Annotated in this window: 10 protein-coding genes and 1 riboswitch; of the genes, 2 read left to right on the top strand and 8 right to left on the bottom strand. The window is 74.6% G+C overall.

Annotation, left to right across the window (positions count from 1 at the left end):
* Positions 1–159: 159 nt before the first annotated feature.
* From ACGRHY_RS19590 to ACGRHY_RS19580, 3 genes are all read right to left on the bottom strand, one after another.
* On the bottom strand, positions 160–1227 hold the full coding sequence (locus ACGRHY_RS19590) for a prenyltransferase/squalene oxidase repeat-containing protein (protein WP_394636613.1): 1068 nt from the start codon (positions 1225–1227) through the stop codon (positions 160–162).
* Positions 1224–1982: a class I SAM-dependent methyltransferase gene (locus ACGRHY_RS19585; protein ID WP_394636612.1), complete on the bottom strand. Its 759-nt coding sequence runs from the start codon at positions 1980–1982 to the stop codon at positions 1224–1226. The genes ACGRHY_RS19590 and ACGRHY_RS19585 overlap by 4 nt, the downstream gene beginning before the upstream one ends.
* 61 nt (positions 1983–2043) lie before the next feature.
* Positions 2044–3393 carry a glycosyltransferase family 4 protein gene (locus ACGRHY_RS19580; protein WP_394636611.1) on the bottom strand — a complete coding sequence of 450 codons (1350 nt, stop codon included), beginning with the start codon at positions 3391–3393 and terminating at the stop codon, positions 2044–2046.
* A 305-nt stretch (positions 3394–3698) separates the two neighbouring features.
* Between ACGRHY_RS19580 and ACGRHY_RS19575 the strand changes: the two genes are divergently transcribed.
* Both ACGRHY_RS19575 and ACGRHY_RS19570 read left to right on the top strand, forming a co-directional pair.
* Complete coding sequence (locus ACGRHY_RS19575) at positions 3699–4319, top strand: TetR family transcriptional regulator (RefSeq protein ID WP_394636610.1); 621 nt, start codon at positions 3699–3701, stop codon at positions 4317–4319.
* A gap of 156 nt (positions 4320–4475) precedes the next feature.
* The gene (locus tag ACGRHY_RS19570) at positions 4476–5081 is read left to right on the top strand and encodes a LuxR C-terminal-related transcriptional regulator (protein ID WP_394636609.1); all 606 of its coding nucleotides are present in this window, start codon (positions 4476–4478) and stop codon (positions 5079–5081) included.
* Positions 5082–5173: 92 nt separating this feature from the next.
* Here ACGRHY_RS19570 and ACGRHY_RS19565 read toward each other — a convergent pair whose 3' ends face one another.
* The 5 genes from ACGRHY_RS19565 to ACGRHY_RS19545 all read right to left on the bottom strand — a co-directional run bounded on the left by ACGRHY_RS19565 (position 5174) and on the right by ACGRHY_RS19545 (position 13718).
* Positions 5174–7060, bottom strand: a complete 1887-nt coding sequence (locus tag ACGRHY_RS19565; RefSeq protein ID WP_394638124.1) for an ATP-binding cassette domain-containing protein — start codon at positions 7058–7060, stop codon at positions 5174–5176.
* Between the two features lie 5 nt (positions 7061–7065).
* Positions 7066–8904, bottom strand: a complete 1839-nt coding sequence (locus ACGRHY_RS19560) for an ABC transporter ATP-binding protein (RefSeq protein ID WP_394636608.1) — start codon at positions 8902–8904, stop codon at positions 7066–7068.
* A 159-nt stretch (positions 8905–9063) separates the two neighbouring features.
* Positions 9064–9189 (bottom strand): SapB/AmfS family lanthipeptide, encoded by a 126-nt coding sequence (locus ACGRHY_RS19555; RefSeq protein WP_206346249.1) that lies wholly within the window; start codon positions 9187–9189, stop codon positions 9064–9066.
* Positions 9186–11909: a class III lanthionine synthetase LanKC gene (gene lanKC / locus ACGRHY_RS19550; protein ID WP_394636607.1), complete on the bottom strand. Its 2724-nt coding sequence runs from the start codon at positions 11907–11909 to the stop codon at positions 9186–9188. The genes ACGRHY_RS19555 and lanKC overlap by 4 nt, the downstream gene beginning before the upstream one ends.
* Positions 11910–12137: 228 nt before the next feature.
* Complete coding sequence (locus tag ACGRHY_RS19545; RefSeq protein ID WP_394636606.1) at positions 12138–13718, bottom strand: peptidoglycan-binding protein; 1581 nt, start codon at positions 13716–13718, stop codon at positions 12138–12140.
* A gap of 493 nt (positions 13719–14211) precedes the next feature.
* A riboswitch (cobalamin riboswitch) is annotated at positions 14212–14264 on the top strand.
* The last annotated feature ends 135 nt before the right edge of the window (positions 14265–14399 follow it).

Below are 14399 nucleotides of genomic sequence, written 5' to 3'. Positions count from 1 at the left end.
GACACGCGGGCGGACGCCCGAGCAGACATGCGGCAGGCCCCGCCCGGTACCGGGCGGGGCCTGCCGCATGCGTGCGGCGGGAAGCGGTGCGGGACGACCGGCGGACCGTTCGCCGCGTCCGGCCGCCACCACGCGGAACGGCTCCGGCCCAGCAGCGGTTCAGCAGCAGTCCGGCTCCAGTCCGGCCGGCAGCCCCTCGCCGCCGAAGACCGACACCGTGGCCTCGTCGCCGCCGAGCGCGGCCACGGCCAGCAGCAGCGAACCGGCGGTCCAGGAGGTCAGTTCCTCCGGCCAGAAGGCCTCGTCGTCGAAGACGTAGCCGGTCCAGTACAGGCCGTCCTCGGCGCGCAGGTGCTGCATCCAGCGCAGGATCTCCAGCGCCCGGTCGGACTCCCCCATCACCCACAGGGCCAGGGCCAGTTCGGCGCTCTCGCCGCCGGTCACCCAGGGGTTGGGCAGCACGCAGCGCACACCCAGGCCGGGGACGACGAAGCGTTCCCAGCCGGACTCGATGCGCTCCTTGGCCTCGGCTCCGGTCACCGCGCCGCCCAGGACGGGGTAGTACCAGTCCATCGAGTAGCGGTCCTTGTCCAGGAAGCGCTCGGGGTGGCGGCGCACCGCGTGGCCCAGCCAGCCCAGTGCCAGCTCCCAGTCCGGCTGCGGTTCCTCGCGGTGCTCGGCCAGGGCCAGCGCGCAGCGCAGCGCCTGGTGGATCGAGGAGCAGCCGGTCAGCAGGGCGTCGGCGACGGGGGTGCCGTCGGCCTTGCGCTTCCAGCCGATCTGCCCGCCGGGCTGCTGGAGTTCCAGGACGAACTCCACGGCCGCGTGGACCACCGGCCACATGCGGTCCACGAAGGTGTCGTCGCCGGTGGCCAGGTAGTGGTGCCACACCCCGACGGCCACGTAGGCGCAGAAGTTGGTCTCCTTGCCCAGGTCGGTGGGGCGGGCCGCGTCCCCGTCGGCGTAGGCGGCGTACCAGGAACCGTCCGCGTTCTGGTGCCCGGCCAGCCAGCGGTAGGCGGCCTCGGCCCGCTCGTGCTCCCCGGCCGCGTCCAGCGCCATGGCGGCCTCGACGTGATCCCAGGGGTCGAGGTGGTGGCCCCGGAACCACGGGATCGCGCCGTCCTCCCGCTGGAGGGCGGCGATGCCCGCGACGGTCCGCTCGGCCTGTTCGGCGGTCAGGACGCCGGGCAGGACCAGCCGTTCGGTGCGGCCCGGGCTCGTCACGCCGTCTCCTGACCGGAGACGGCGCCGGAGGGCAGGTGCGGCTTGGTGGCGTAGGCCACGAAACTCTTGCCCAACACCGGGTTGAGCAGGTCCTCGGCGAGGCGGGTGGCCAGCGGTTTCTTCATGATGTCCCAGACCAGCAGTTTGTGGTATGCGCGCACCGGCAGCGCGGCGTCGTCGCCGTCCCGGTTCACCCCGAAGGCGCACTTGAGCCACCAGTACGGGGAGTGCAGGGCGTGCGCGTGGTGGGTGCCGTACGGCTTCAGGCCCGCTCCGCGCATCTTCGCCAGCAGTTCGCGGGCACGGTAGATGCGGATGTGGCCGCCCTCGACCTCGTGGTAGGCGTCGGACAGCGTCCAGCACACCTTCTCCGGTCCGTAGCGCGGCACGGTCACCGCGATCCGGCCGCCGGGGCGCAGCACCCGGACCATCTCGGCCAGGACGCCCTTGTCGTCGGGGATGTGCTCCATCACCTCGGAGATGATCACGGCGTCGAAGCTGCCGTCGGGGAAGGGCAGGGCCAGGGCGTCGCCCTCCATCGCGGTGGCCTCGGCGCCCGCCGGGGCCTCGCAGGCCTCCTTCATGGCGGCGAACCACTCGGCGACCTCGCGGATCTCCTCGGCGTTGCGGTCCAGCGCGACGACGCGGGCGCCGCGCCGGTAGCACTCGAAGGCATGGCGTCCGGCGCCGCACCCCAGGTCCAGGACCCGGTCCCCGGGGGCGAGCGGGAAGCGGGAGAAGTCCACGGTCAGCACTGGTGTCTGCCTTCCTCGGTGCGGTGCTATGCGGTGACGGGCCGGAAGCGGCGGGCGGCGGCTAGCCGAAGGCGGTCGCGGCGAGGGTGCGGGCCGCGACGGCGGCACGGTAGTGCTCCACCGTGCCGCGGGCGGCCTGTTCCCAGGTGAAGCGGCGCAGCACCCTCTCCCGTCCGGCCGCGCCCAGGCGCGCCCGCAGTTCCGCGTCGCCGAGCAGCCTGCCCAGCGCCGCGGCGAGCGCGCCGGCGTCGGCCGGCTCCACCGCCAGGCATGTCTCGCCGTCGGGGCCGGCGACCTCGGGGATGGCGCCGCCGGTGGTGGCCACCAGGGGGGTGCCGGTGGCCATGGCCTCGGCCGCCGGCAGGGAGAAGCCCTCGTAGAGGGAGGGCACGCAGGCGATCTGGGCGCCGCGTACCAGGCCGGCCAGTTCCCGGTCGCTGATGCCCTTGACGAACTCCACCGCGCCGCCGAGCCCGTAGCGCTCCATCGCCTCGGCCACCGGCCCCTTCTCCGGGCGCTTGCCGACGACGACCAGATGCGCGCTCTGGTGCTCGGTGCGGACCTTGGCCAGGGCTTCGACGAGGTGGACCAGCCCTTTGAGGGGGACGTCGGCGCTGGATGTGGTGACGATGCGGCCGGGGATCTCGGGGACGGCCGCGTCGGGCGAGAACAGCCGGGTGTCGGCGCCGATGGGCACGACGTGGACGCGTTCGGGGAGCACTCCGAGGTCCTCGGTGATCTCCCGGCGGGAGGACCCGGAGACGGTCAGCACGGTGGGCAGCCGCCGGGCGACGCGCTTCTGCATACGGGTGAAGCCGTACCAGCGGCGCACCGAGACCCGGCGTCTCCAGCCCTCGGCCGCGGCCAGGTCCAGGCGGCGGTCGACGGTGATGGGGTGGTGGACGGTGGTGACCAGGGGGAAGCCGAGCCGGTCCAGGCCGAGCAGGCCGTAGCCGAGGGTCTGGTTGTCGTGGACGACGTCGAACTCGCCGCGCCGGGCGGCCAGGTGGCGGCGGGCGCGCAGTGAGAAGGTCAGCGGCTCGGGGAAGCCCCCGGTCCGCATGGTGGCGACCTCCAGCGCGTCGACCCAGTCGCGGTACTCGCCGGGCCCCGGGTTGCGGAAGGGGTCGGGCTGCCGGTAGAGGTCGAGGCTGGGCAGGCGGGTGAGGGCGATCTCCCCCGGCAGACCGTCCTCCCGGTCCAGGACGGGGTAGGGCTGGGCGCCGATCACCTCGACGCGGTGACCGAGCCGGGCCAGCTCGCGCGACAGGTGGCGCACATAGACGCCCTGGCCGCCGCAGAACGGGTTCCCCTTGTAGGTGAGCAGCGCGATCCGCAGCGACCGGCCGCCGTCGGCGGCCTCGCCCGCCAGGGGTCCGGGCGCGGCGCCCCAGGTGGCCTCTGCCGTCACTCACGGCCCCCTTCTCGAAGGTCCTCGCGGCGAATTTCCGCCGGAGCGTAACCGCCGGCGATATTCTGCAACAAGTTTCAATGATGCCCCGGGCACGCTCGGCCCGGCCCCCGGCCCCGTCCGCCTCCGGGGGCCGGGCGGGTCCGGCTCGCAAGATTACCGGCCGGTAGAAGTCCCGGACCGAGCCGGTCCGGGTGATTCACGCCACGGCTCCGTCCTGCGAGGATGCGGTCTCCCGGGCCCTCTCGCGGCCCGGGTCCGCGCGGGAGCCGCCCGGACCCGACGGGACAGACGGCAGGAGAGACTTGACGGCACATACCGGCTTCCCCTCCGCTCCTGCGCTCACCGAGCGCCAGGAGGCACGCCGCCGCCGCATCCTGGCGGCCAGCACCGGGCTGGCCCGGCGCGGAGGCTTCGGCGCGGTGCAGATGCGCGAGGTCGCCGAGGCCGCGGGCGTCGCGCTGGGCACGCTCTACCGCTACTTCCCCTCCAAGGTGCACCTGCTGGTCGCCACCATGTACGACCAGCTGGAACGGCTGCACGAGACGCTGCACCGGCACCCCCCGCAGGAGCCGGAGCCGGCCGCCCGGGTCGCGGTGACGCTGATGCGCGCCTTCCGCGCGCTCCAGCGGGAGCCGAACCTGGCGGAGGCCATGCTGCGGGCGTTCACCTTCGCCGACCGCTCGGCCGGCGCGGAGGTCGACGCGGTCTCCCGGCTCACCACCGAGATCATCCTGGACGCCGTGGGAGCGCGGGGCGCGCCGACGCCGGAGCGGCTCTCGGCGGTCCGCGTCATAGCGCACACCTGGCATTCGGCACTGATCGGATGGCTCTCCGGACGCATTTCGATCGAACAAGTCCAAGAAGACATCGAAACGGTTTGCATATTGATCGCCTCGGAAACGATCGACGGCGTGCGCCGGTAATCCGGGTCTGCGCTCCGCGCGCCCCCCGAATGCCCCCAACGCTCCTACTACTCACCGGTACTGGCTGAAACTCTGCGTTAACCGGTGTCATTTGTAGGTATCTGTTGACGGGTGTTCGACGAACGTCCCCCGATCAGGGCACTGGAGGAGCCGAACGTGATTCAGGTATTGCTGGTGCACCACCTCGGCCTGCTGCGGTCCGGCCTGGCAGCGTTGCTCAACGATGCACCCGACCTGGAGGTGCGCGACGCCCCCTGGTCGAACGACCCCGGCCGGCTCCGGACCCCGCGGGCGGACGTGTGCGTCGTGGACATGGACGGCCCCGGGGCCCCGGATGTGGCCGGCATGGCGGAACTGTGTCGGCATATGACATCGGCAAAATGCGGGCTATTGGTTCTGGCCACTCCCGGACGGCCCGGCGCACTGCGCCGGGCGTATGACGCGCAAGCGCTGGGTTTCGTCAACAAGGACGCCACTCCGCAGCGGCTGCTCGAGGGGATCAGGCACGTCGCCGCGGGAAAGAGATATGTGGACGAATCCCTCGCCCACGACCTGCTGCGCGCCGCCGACATGCCCCTGACCGCACGGGAGCTGAGCGTTCTGTCACTGGCCGCCAGGGGCGCGACGGTCTCCGAGATAGCCGGGCGGCTGCATCTCTCGCACGGCACCATACGCAACTACATGTCGGCGATCACCCGTAAGACCGGGGCGCGCAACAGAATCGACGCCATACGGATATCGCAGGGCGCGGGCTGGGTGTAGGCGCCGGCAGGACGAGGCCCGACCGGACCGCCGTCCGGCCGGGCGCACGTGTGCGCGGGCACGCGTGCGCCCGTCCGGGCCCGGACGGGGCCTCAGGCCGGGGTGCTCTCCCGGCCGGGCCGGGAGGCGGGCCGGCCGTCGCGGCCGGCGTGCCAGCGCCCCACCAGATCGCGGTACAGGGGTGAGCGGCCGAGCAGTTCGCGGTGGCTGCCGGCGGTGGCGCGGGCGCCGTCCATCACCAGTACCCGGTCGGCCCGGTGCGCCGAGCTGATCCGGTGGGCGATCACCACCAGCGTGCCGGGCCGGTCCGCGAACGCCCGCTCGGCGCGCGCCTCCGCCTCCGGGTCCAGGTGGCAGGTGGCCTCGTCCAGCAGCACCAGGGGCGCGGGCGACAGATGGGCCCGGCACAGCGCGATGAGCTGCCGCTCCCCCTGGGAGAGGGCTGCCGGGTCGACCACCGCGTCCAGCCCGCCCAGCCCGGCGGCCAGCGGTCCGAGCCCGACCGCCGCCACCGAGGCGGCCACCCTCTCCTCCGGGCCGCTCTCCGGCGGTTCGCCGGGCGGATCGTCCGGGCACAGGTAGAGCAGGTTCTCGCGGAGGGTGCCGGTGAACACGTACGCCTGCTGCGGGATCAGCACACGCCGCCGCGCCGGCTCGCCCGCTCCCCTCCCGGCGGCACGGGGAGGGGCACCGTCCACCAGCACCTCGCCCCGGCCGGGGATGAGCAGGCCCGCCACCAGCCCGGCGAGCGTGGACTTGCCGATGCCGCTGGGACCCACGACGACCAGGTGCTCGCCGGGTTCGACCGTGAGGTCCACCTCGCGCAGCACCGGCTGGGCGCCGGGGCCGTAGGCGAAGGTCACCGAGCGCAGCTCCACCCGGGAGCCCGCCGCGCACCGGGCGGAGGCGGGCGCGGCGGGCGCGGGCACGGGGGGCGCGGGAGGCGTGGCGGGCTTCGCGGCGGAGGTCGCGGGAGACGGTTCCGCGGCGGCCGGCGCGCTCTCCCGCGGCGGTTCCGCGCCGACGAGCCGGTCCAGGATCACCAGCAGCCGGGTGCCCGCCGCCCCCAGAGCGCTCATCAGGGTCCGCAGGGCGGGCAGCAGCGACTGGGTCAGATACGTCAACGCGCCCAGCAGCGCGCCCGCCGTGAGCCCCCGGTCCAGCAGCCACGGGGTGGCGAACAGCAGCAGCACGATCGGCAGATGCCCGGCCACGCCCAGCGCCACGGTGCGGGCGGCGGCCCACCGGGCCAGCGACCGGGCCGCCCCCACCTCGGTGGCCACCAGCGCGTCCGCCTCCCCGGCGGTGCGCCGCTCGGCTCCGCACGCCACGACGTCCCGCAGCCCGGCGGCGACGGCTCCGTAGCGCGTGGAGAGGGCCTCGTCCGCGTCGAGGAAGTCCCGCTGGCGCGATGCCATCGGCACCAGTGTGGCCGTGAAGAGCAGCAGCCCCAGCACCAGGGGCGGCAGCACCACCAGGAGCAGCAGGGGGTGGAGGGAGGCCAGCCCGGCCAGCGCCCCGGCCGCGGTGAAGACGAAGGAGCGCAGCACCAGCACCAGCCCGGCGAAGCTGTCCCGGGCCAGCTCGGTCTGGTGGGTGAGGCGGGAGACCGATGAGCTGTCCGCCCGGGCGGGCTCGGCCACCGCCCCGTGCAGGGCGCGGGTCACCACCCGGCGCAGCAGCCCGTCGCGCAGCGGCTCCACGAGGTCGGCCAGCCCGCGGAAGACCCCCCGTACGGCCAGGCCGCCGACGACGGTCGCCGCGGCGGCCACCGCCAGCCAGGCCAGTCCCGTTCCGGTGTTCCCGGCCAGGAAGCCGCGGTCCAGGGCCTGGGCGACGCCGTAGCCGACCAGGAAGGTCTGCGCGGATTCCAGCAGCGACCAGCCGCCGAGCCGGACCAGGACGCGCCGGCGGCGGCGCAGGAAGCGCGCGGCGTGCGGCAGGAGGCGGCGGGCCGGGCCCGGGGCGGTACGGCTCACCGGGCTCACCGCCCCTCCTCCGCCGCGGCGCGGGCCGCCGGGGTCCTCGGGACCTCCCGGCCCTCCGGTACCTCCCGGCTCTCCGGGCCTTCCCCGGCCGCGAAAACCGCCCGGTAGTCCGGCAGTTCCCACAGCGCCTCGTGCGGTCCGACGGCCCGCACCCGGCCGTCCTCCAGCCAGGCGACCAGGTCCGCGCGGGCCGCGGAGGAGACGCGGTGCGCGATCAGCAGGCGGGTGCCGGCCCGCACCCGGCCCGTCAGCGCCCGGCTCACCTGGAGTTCGGTGACGCTGTCCAGGCTGGAGGTGGCGTCGTCCAGCACCAGCAGCCGTCCCGCGTGGGCGAAGGCACGGGCCAGGCCCAGGCGCTGGAACTCGCCGCCGGACAGCGGCGCGTTCGCGAGCGCGGTGCCGTACCCGGCGGGCAGGCGGCGGACGAAGGCGTCCGCGCTGGCCGCCCGCGCGGCGTCCTCGACGGCGCCGGGGCCCGGGTCGTACGCGCCGAAGGCGACGGCCTCGCCCACGGTCCGCCCGAACAGGGCCGGCCGCTCGAAGGCGTAGCCGACCTCGCGGCGCAGTGCGGCGGGGTCGAGCCCGTCCAGCGGAACGCCGTCGAGCAGCACCCGCCCCCCGTCGGGGTCGGCCAGGCGCCCGGCGAGCGCGGCGAGGGTGGACTTGCCCGAACCGGACCGCCCCACCACGGCCATCGTGGCGCCGCCGGGCACCACCAGATCGACGCCGCGCAGCACCTCGCGCCCGCCGCGCACGGCGGTGACGCGGCGCAGCTCCAGCCGTCCGGTGCCGTCCGGCGGCAGGTCGCGGCAGCCGTACGCGACCGGGGGCACGGCCAGCAGCTCGCCGACGCGGCGGGCCGCGGCGCGGCTGCGCACCAGGGCGCCGAGCCGGCCGGTGACCGCGCCGATCCCGGCGGCCAGGGCCGCGTAGCGGGAGGCGGCCAGCAGTTCGCCGACGCTCAGCTCCCCGGCGGCCAGCCGTACCCCGCCCACCGCCACGACGGCGATCGTCAGCAGGGGGACCAGGACACCGCCGCCGACCATGGCCTGCCCGTAGACATGCCACATCCGCCGTCCATGGGCGGCCAGTTCGGGCAGCGGGGCCAGAACGCGGGTGCTCTCGCGGTCGGCGGTGCCCGCGGCTGCGAGGGTACGGGCGCCGGCGAGGGCCTCGACCAGGCGCGCGGCGATCTCGCCCTGGACGCGCTGGTAGCGCGAGACGCTGTCGGAGGAGCCGCGGGCGAAGGCGCGCAGCAGCAGCACCAGCAGTGGGACTCCGGCGCAGAAGGCGGCGGCGGGCCAGGGGTCCACCAGCACCAGCGCCACCAGGGCGCCGAGCGGGGTGAGGAGCGAGGAGACGGCGGTGGCGGCGGCGGTGGGGGCCGCGCCGGCCTCGGCCGCGTTGCCCGACAGCCGGGTCACCAGGTCGCCGTGGGTGAAGCGGGCCGCCCGCCGGGGGCCCACGGCCAGCAGGTGCCCCAGTCCGCGGCGGCGCAGCCAGGCGGTGGAGCGGGCGTCGGTGGTGCCGGTGAGACGCGCACTCACCGCGTCCAGCAGCACCTCGGCCGCGACCAGCAGCGCGCACAGCGCCGTCCAGCGGGCGGCCTCCCCGGCGCCGTCCAGCGCCAGGTCGAGGGTGTGCCCGAGCGCGGCGGGCAGGGCGACGGCCGCGGCGGCGGACGCGGCTGCGAGCAGGCAGATCACCGCGGCGCGTCCGGCGCTGTGGCGGATGGCGGCCGTCAGGACGCGGCCGGCCGGAACGCCGGTACCGGCCGTACCGGTCCTGTCGGCGGCGTCTGCGGCAGCGGGATCGGCTGCGGGCTGGGGCGCCATGGGCGGTGGGCTCCTCGCGTCCGTGGGCGGCGCGGCAGGGGTACGCGCGGGGCGGCCGGGGTAGACCCGGGATACGGCGACACGGTCCCGGGCGCTGTGACCGCCCGGGACCGCGTCGACCGTTTCACAACCGCGGGACCGGATCCCGCGGTGGCGAGGTCAGTTGCAGGTGGTGACGCTCAGGGAGCTGTCACCGCACAGCAGCAGGCTGGCCTCGGAGCCGCCGCCGGCGACGGTGCCCTTGTCCTCGGAGGTCTCCAGGGTCTGCAGGTCGAGAAGCGTCATTTCTCTGTTCCTTTCGTTTCCGTGGGGACGGGATTTTCCGGTACGGCCTCCCTGACGAGAGACCGGCTCTGGGGCCGCCCGGAGGGCGGCGGGAGGAAGGGCAGGTGCACGGGGTCGTCGTGCAGCGCGCTGCCCAGGGCCAGCAGACAGCCGGCCGTGCCGGTGGCGAGGTCCATCGACAGGCGCATCATCTGCTCGCCGGGGAAGGCCAGCAGGCCCTGGTACGGGACGGCGGCCCGGGTCAGCGAGGCGATCTGGCGGCGCAGGCCGGCCCCGTGGGCTACGGGGTCGCCGACGGTGGTGCGGCTCAGGTGCAGGATCATCCCGGCCGTGCCCCGGAACAGGGCCGGCTGGGCGTAGAACCTGGAGCGGGCGGCCCTGAGGATGTCGTGCCGCGCCCGCTCGAACCGCTCGTCGTCGCGGTGGGCGGCGTAGTCGTCCAGCACCATCCCGATGCCGACGCTGCCCTCGCCCAGGTAGGGCATGGTGCGCCAGCCCTCGTCCACCTGGAGGGCGCCGCCGGCGCTCGTCACGCAGTGGTCGAGGTCGCGCCGCAGGGCGTCGGCGGCGAGGTCGAGCAGTCCGGGCTCGCCGGTGCGCTCGTGCAGCCGCAGGAAGAGCAGGGCCTGGCCGGCCGAGCCGTACAGCAGCCCGGCCCGGGGGCCGCGCCCGGCCGACGACCGGTCCGCGGCGCGTCCGGCCTCCCGCACGCCCTTGTCGGCGACCAGGCGGGCGCAGCGCAGCGCCGCTTCGCGCAGGGTGCTCTCGCCGGTGGAGGCGGCCAGGGAGTCCAGTGCCAGGCCGATGCCGGACAGTCCGCCGTGCAGGTCGGGGGCCAGGTCCTCCCAGGGCTGTTCCACGACCGTCCCGGCCAGTTCCAGGGCCCGGTCGGTGTGGCCGAAGCGCTCCAGGGTCCAGGCGATGCCGGACAACCCGTCGTAGAAGCCCAGCGGAGTGCCGGAGGCGGGCTCCTTGGTCCTGCGCAGCAGCCAGTCCTCGGCGTCCGGGCACCTCTCGCAGCCGGTCTCGGCCAGGGCGTGGAGCACGCCGGCCGCGCCGTTGGCGAAGGACGCGCCGCCGCCGGCGGCGAACTGGGCTATGTCGCCGGGGAAGAAGCGGTCCTCACGTTCGGGGGTGGCCGAGGCGAGCACCGCCCGCGCCATCGAGTCGCGGCTGCGCGGCCAGTCGGCGGGGTGGACGGGCAGGTAGCCCCGCCCGGGCGCGCCCGTCGCGGCACCCGCCGTCCCCTCCTGGGCCGTGCCGCCCGGCCCGCGCCCGGCGCCGTCCGGCTCCGGGGGCTCCCAGCCGCGGAGGATCTCCGCCACGGCCTCGTCGAGGAACTCGCGCGGTACGGGGAACTCCTCGGCCACCAGCTCGGCCAGGTGCGCCGCCTTGCCCCGGTCGATCGCCAGCAGACTGGTCTGCGGCAGGAAGAGCGCGATGCGCAGGCAGGCCAGGGCGTAGCGGTCGACGTCGAACCCCCTGCGGTCGGCGGGGGCCACGAAGCCGGGGTTGGCGATGACCTGGCGGCGGCCCTCGTCGATGTGGGCGGCGGCCTCGAAGTCCAGCAGGGTCACCGACCGCTCGTCCTCGGCGACCATGATGTTGAACAGGTGCAGGTCGTTGAAGACCACGCCGCGGGCGTGGACGGCCTCGACGGCCTCCTCCACCAGCCGGTGGATGCGCAGGGCCCACTCGGTGTACCCGGCGATGCCCTCCGGACCGGGGTCCGCCTCGATCAGCGGGTGGCGCAGGGCGAAGAAGCTGTTGAGCGGCCGGCCGTCGACGTACTCCAGCACCAGGAACCAGTGGTCGCCGAGCTGGAACCAGTCGCGCACCTCGGGGGTCTGGGGCAGGCCGGACAGCCTCTCCAGCGCCTCCTTCTCGCGGCGCAGGCGGGTCACGGCGTCGGCGCCGTCGGCGGCGAGGCCGGCGTGGGGGCGGCCCTCCTTGAGGACGACCTTCTCGCCGGTGCGGGTGTCGGTGCCGACGTACACGCCTCCGCCGTTGGAGAAGTGCAGTGCCTTCTCGATGCGGTAGGGGATGTCGGCGACCTTCGCCGCGCCGCGGGCCTCCAGATGGGGCCGCAGGAAGTCGGGGAGCGTGATCCAATCGGGGACGTGGAAGGCCGGGTCCCTGCGGTCGGGCACCAGGCGGCCCTCGGCGTCCTCGACGGCGGGGCGCAGTTCGCCGTCCTCGTAGCAGTGCCGCTCGGTGAAACTGCCCCAGCGCACGTGCACCGGACCGTTCCCCCAGCGCAGGTCGCTGAGGATGTACGGCCCGCTCTCGCCGGCCAGCAGTGCGTCGAGGTCCCCGGCGATGGTGCGGCACTGCTCGTCGCCGGCCGGGTAGACGGTGACGAACTTCCCGCTGGCGCCGCGGTCGGCGTACTTGGCGTTGCGGTTGTGCAGGAGGTAGCGGCTGGGCATGAACTTGAAGGCCACGCCCCGGGACACGCAGTAGTCCCACACCTTCTCCAGGATCCGCTCGGCGTTGTCCAGGCAGGCCGAGACGTGGATCTTCCAGCCCTGGGCGGGGAGTTCGGCCTCCAGCGGGCGCAGGGCCAGCCAGTCGCCAAAGCGGTGGCGCTGCCAGCCGGCGGGGGCCGGGCGGCGGGCGGCCTCGTAGGTGCCGGCCCGTCCGGCCTCGTCCGAGAGGCGGTGGGGGGCGTCGTAGAAGTGGCGGTCGGCGTCGCAGAAGACGGCGTAGCCCTTGCTCATCGTTCCCCCTTCGGCCTTCTCGGTCACCGGCGGCGTCTGGGGAAGACCTTTCCACGGCGCCGGAGGGGCGGAACAGTCACACCTGTCACGAGTCGGCCGTGAGGAACGCACGAGTGGTTCCCGTGGCGGGTGGGGGTGCCGCGGGCCCGTGGAAAAGCACCGGTCCGCACCGCCGGGCGGCGGTGCGGACCGGTGTGACGTCGACGGGTCCCGCGGTGGTTCCCGGGCTCAGCGGCCGGCCTGGAGCGCGCCCCAGGTGCCGCTGCCGACGATGCCGTCCACGGCCAGGCCGCGGCTGCTCTGGTAGTCGCGCACGGCGGTCTCGGTGTTGGGGCCGAAGGCGCCGTCGATGTCCACGGTGCGGCCGAGCGCGGCGGTCAGGGAGCGCTGCAGCCGCTCCACGTCCGCGCCCGAACTCCCCTGCTTGAGAACGGGCTTGGTGCCGGCCGACAGCAGGGCGGTCCAGGTGCGGGCGCCCACGACGCCGTCGGCGGTCAGGGAGCGGTTGTTCTGGAAGGCCCGCACCGCGCTCTCGGTGCCGGAGCCGAAGACGCCGTCCACCGTGCCGGCGTCGAAGCCGTGGCTGTTGAGCAGGTGCTGGGCGGCCTTCACCTGGGCGCCGGTCGAGCCGCTGCGCAGGGTGCTGTAGGAGGTGAAGTTCAGCTGGACGGGGGCGGTGGCGTCGCCGTCGCGGACCAGCTGCATGTAGTAGGTCCAGTTCCAGTTGGGGCCGGGGTCGGTGTGGTCGTTGCCGGGCACCTCGACGTGGCCCACGATGTGCGACCGGTCCTTGGGAATGCCGTAGCGGTCGCACAGGTGCCGGGTCAGCGCGGCCGAGGAGCGGTACATGGCGTCGGTGAACCAGGAGGGGTTGTCGACGTAGCCCTCGTGTTCGAGGCCGATGGAGTACGGGTTGCCGGACCTGGCGTGCCAGGCGGTGTCGCGGTCGCGGACCGTCTGGGTGACCTCGCCGTCCGAGGAGCGGATCACGTAGTGGGCGCTGACGTTGGAGCTGGGGTTCTGGAACCAGCTGATCGAGCCGGCGTAGGAGCCCTGGGTGACGTGGACGACCACATGGGTGATCGCCGACGAGCGGCCGGGGGTGTAGTTGCTGGAGTGCGCCGCCGCCCACAGCGCGGGCGGGTAGTCGGTGCTCAGCGTGCCGGCCCCGGACGAGGCGCCCGGCGGGCGGACCTTCGCGTAGCGGCCGAGTTCCGGCTCGGTCTCCCGCGGCCGTACGGTGACCCGCTCGCCGGCCGGGGTCAGGGCGCTGAAGCCGTCCTCCAGGAAGTCGTAGACGGTGTCGGCGTACAGCCGGGCGGTGCGGTCGTCGTCCGCGCCGCCGTAGCGGGCCACCACCGGGTACCAGGCGTCCGCGTCGCGGCGGTCGGCGGCGTCCAGGCCCAGCTCGTCGGCGTAGGAGCGCAGGACGGCGGCGCCACCGAGGATGTTGGCGGCGGTGTCCTTCCTGAGGTCGGCGGCCGGCTCGCCGGTCAGTGCGGCGGCCTTCTCCAGGGTGCGGCGCTCGGGGTTGCTGACCAGGTGCATCACGCCGTAGCCGCCCGCGTGGCTGGGATCGCCGCCGTGGCCGTCGAGGTGGGTCTCCCCGTAGCCCACCGCGACCAGCAGGTCGCGCGGGACCTGGAACTGGTCGGCCGCCCGCTCGAAGGCCCGGTTCACCGGGGCACGCGGCGCCGGGTCGGCGGGGGCGGCGCTCGCGGGCTGGCCCGTGGCGATCAGCGCCGCGGCGGCCAGTGCGGCGAGCACGGGTGTGCCCGTCCGTCTCCAGGTGGTGAGGCGTCGGAACATTCTTCCTCCCGGTCAGCATGTGCGTGGGGGTGAGCATCGACTGCTCGCTCACGCCGGTGGTCGGAAGGAATTCCTACCCCGAAAGTCATGTACACGTCAATAATTTCCCGGATTTCCCCAGCGATTCCGTCCACCGTCGACAGGAATTCCGCACAGGACCCCGGAAAAGTCCGGAAAGGAGCACCCGGCCACCCGGACGGCCGTCACGGCCTGGGCGGACGGCCCCCGGCGCGACCGTCCCCGCGCCGGGGGCATTCGCGCCCCGCCGAGAGTGGCGGACCCGCGCTACGCGCGTCAACGAAATGCGCAGGGAAGCACAGGGGTTCTTTGGTATGAACCACTGGAAAGAACCACGGAACGGATGGGAGAACCGCGCCGGAACACCCCGTTGCGCGCCACGGGCCGGGTCGCCGGTGTGATCCCGCTCCCACCCGCGGCCCGGCCGGAACCACGCCCGTTAGAGTGAACCGCGAAACGTCCTGTGCCCGAGTGGGGGAAGCCGGTGCGAATCCGGCGCTGACCCGCAACCGTGAGCAGGCGGACACCGAACCGTCCGCCGTACAGCCGGAGCACCCGCCCGGGCACGCAAGGCTCCCGGAGCCGTCCCCGCCGCACGGCGGGGCGCGGTCCCGGCACCGGCACCGTCGAGGAATGCGGAGCCGAGCCCGGTGTGCCCCGTGC

The organism is Streptomyces shinuiensis (assembly GCF_043660855.1).
GTDB lineage: Bacteria > Actinomycetota > Actinomycetes > Streptomycetales > Streptomycetaceae > Streptomyces.
This window is presented reverse-complemented; position numbering and strand designations above follow the sequence as displayed.

Excerpts from the sequence above, each read along its gene's own strand:
- ACGRHY_RS19560 (WP_394636608.1), bottom strand. The coding sequence starts at position 8,904 with ATGGCGCCCCAGCCCGCAGCCGATCCCGCTGCCGCAGACGCCGCCGAC.
- ACGRHY_RS19555 (WP_206346249.1), bottom strand. The coding sequence starts at position 9,189 with ATGACGCTTCTCGACCTGCAGACCCTGGAGACCTCCGAGGACAAGGGC.
- lanKC (WP_394636607.1), bottom strand. The coding sequence starts at position 11,909 with ATGAGCAAGGGCTACGCCGTCTTCTGCGACGCCGACCGCCACTTCTAC.
- ACGRHY_RS19545 (WP_394636606.1), bottom strand. The coding sequence starts at position 13,718 with ATGTTCCGACGCCTCACCACCTGGAGACGGACGGGCACACCCGTGCTC.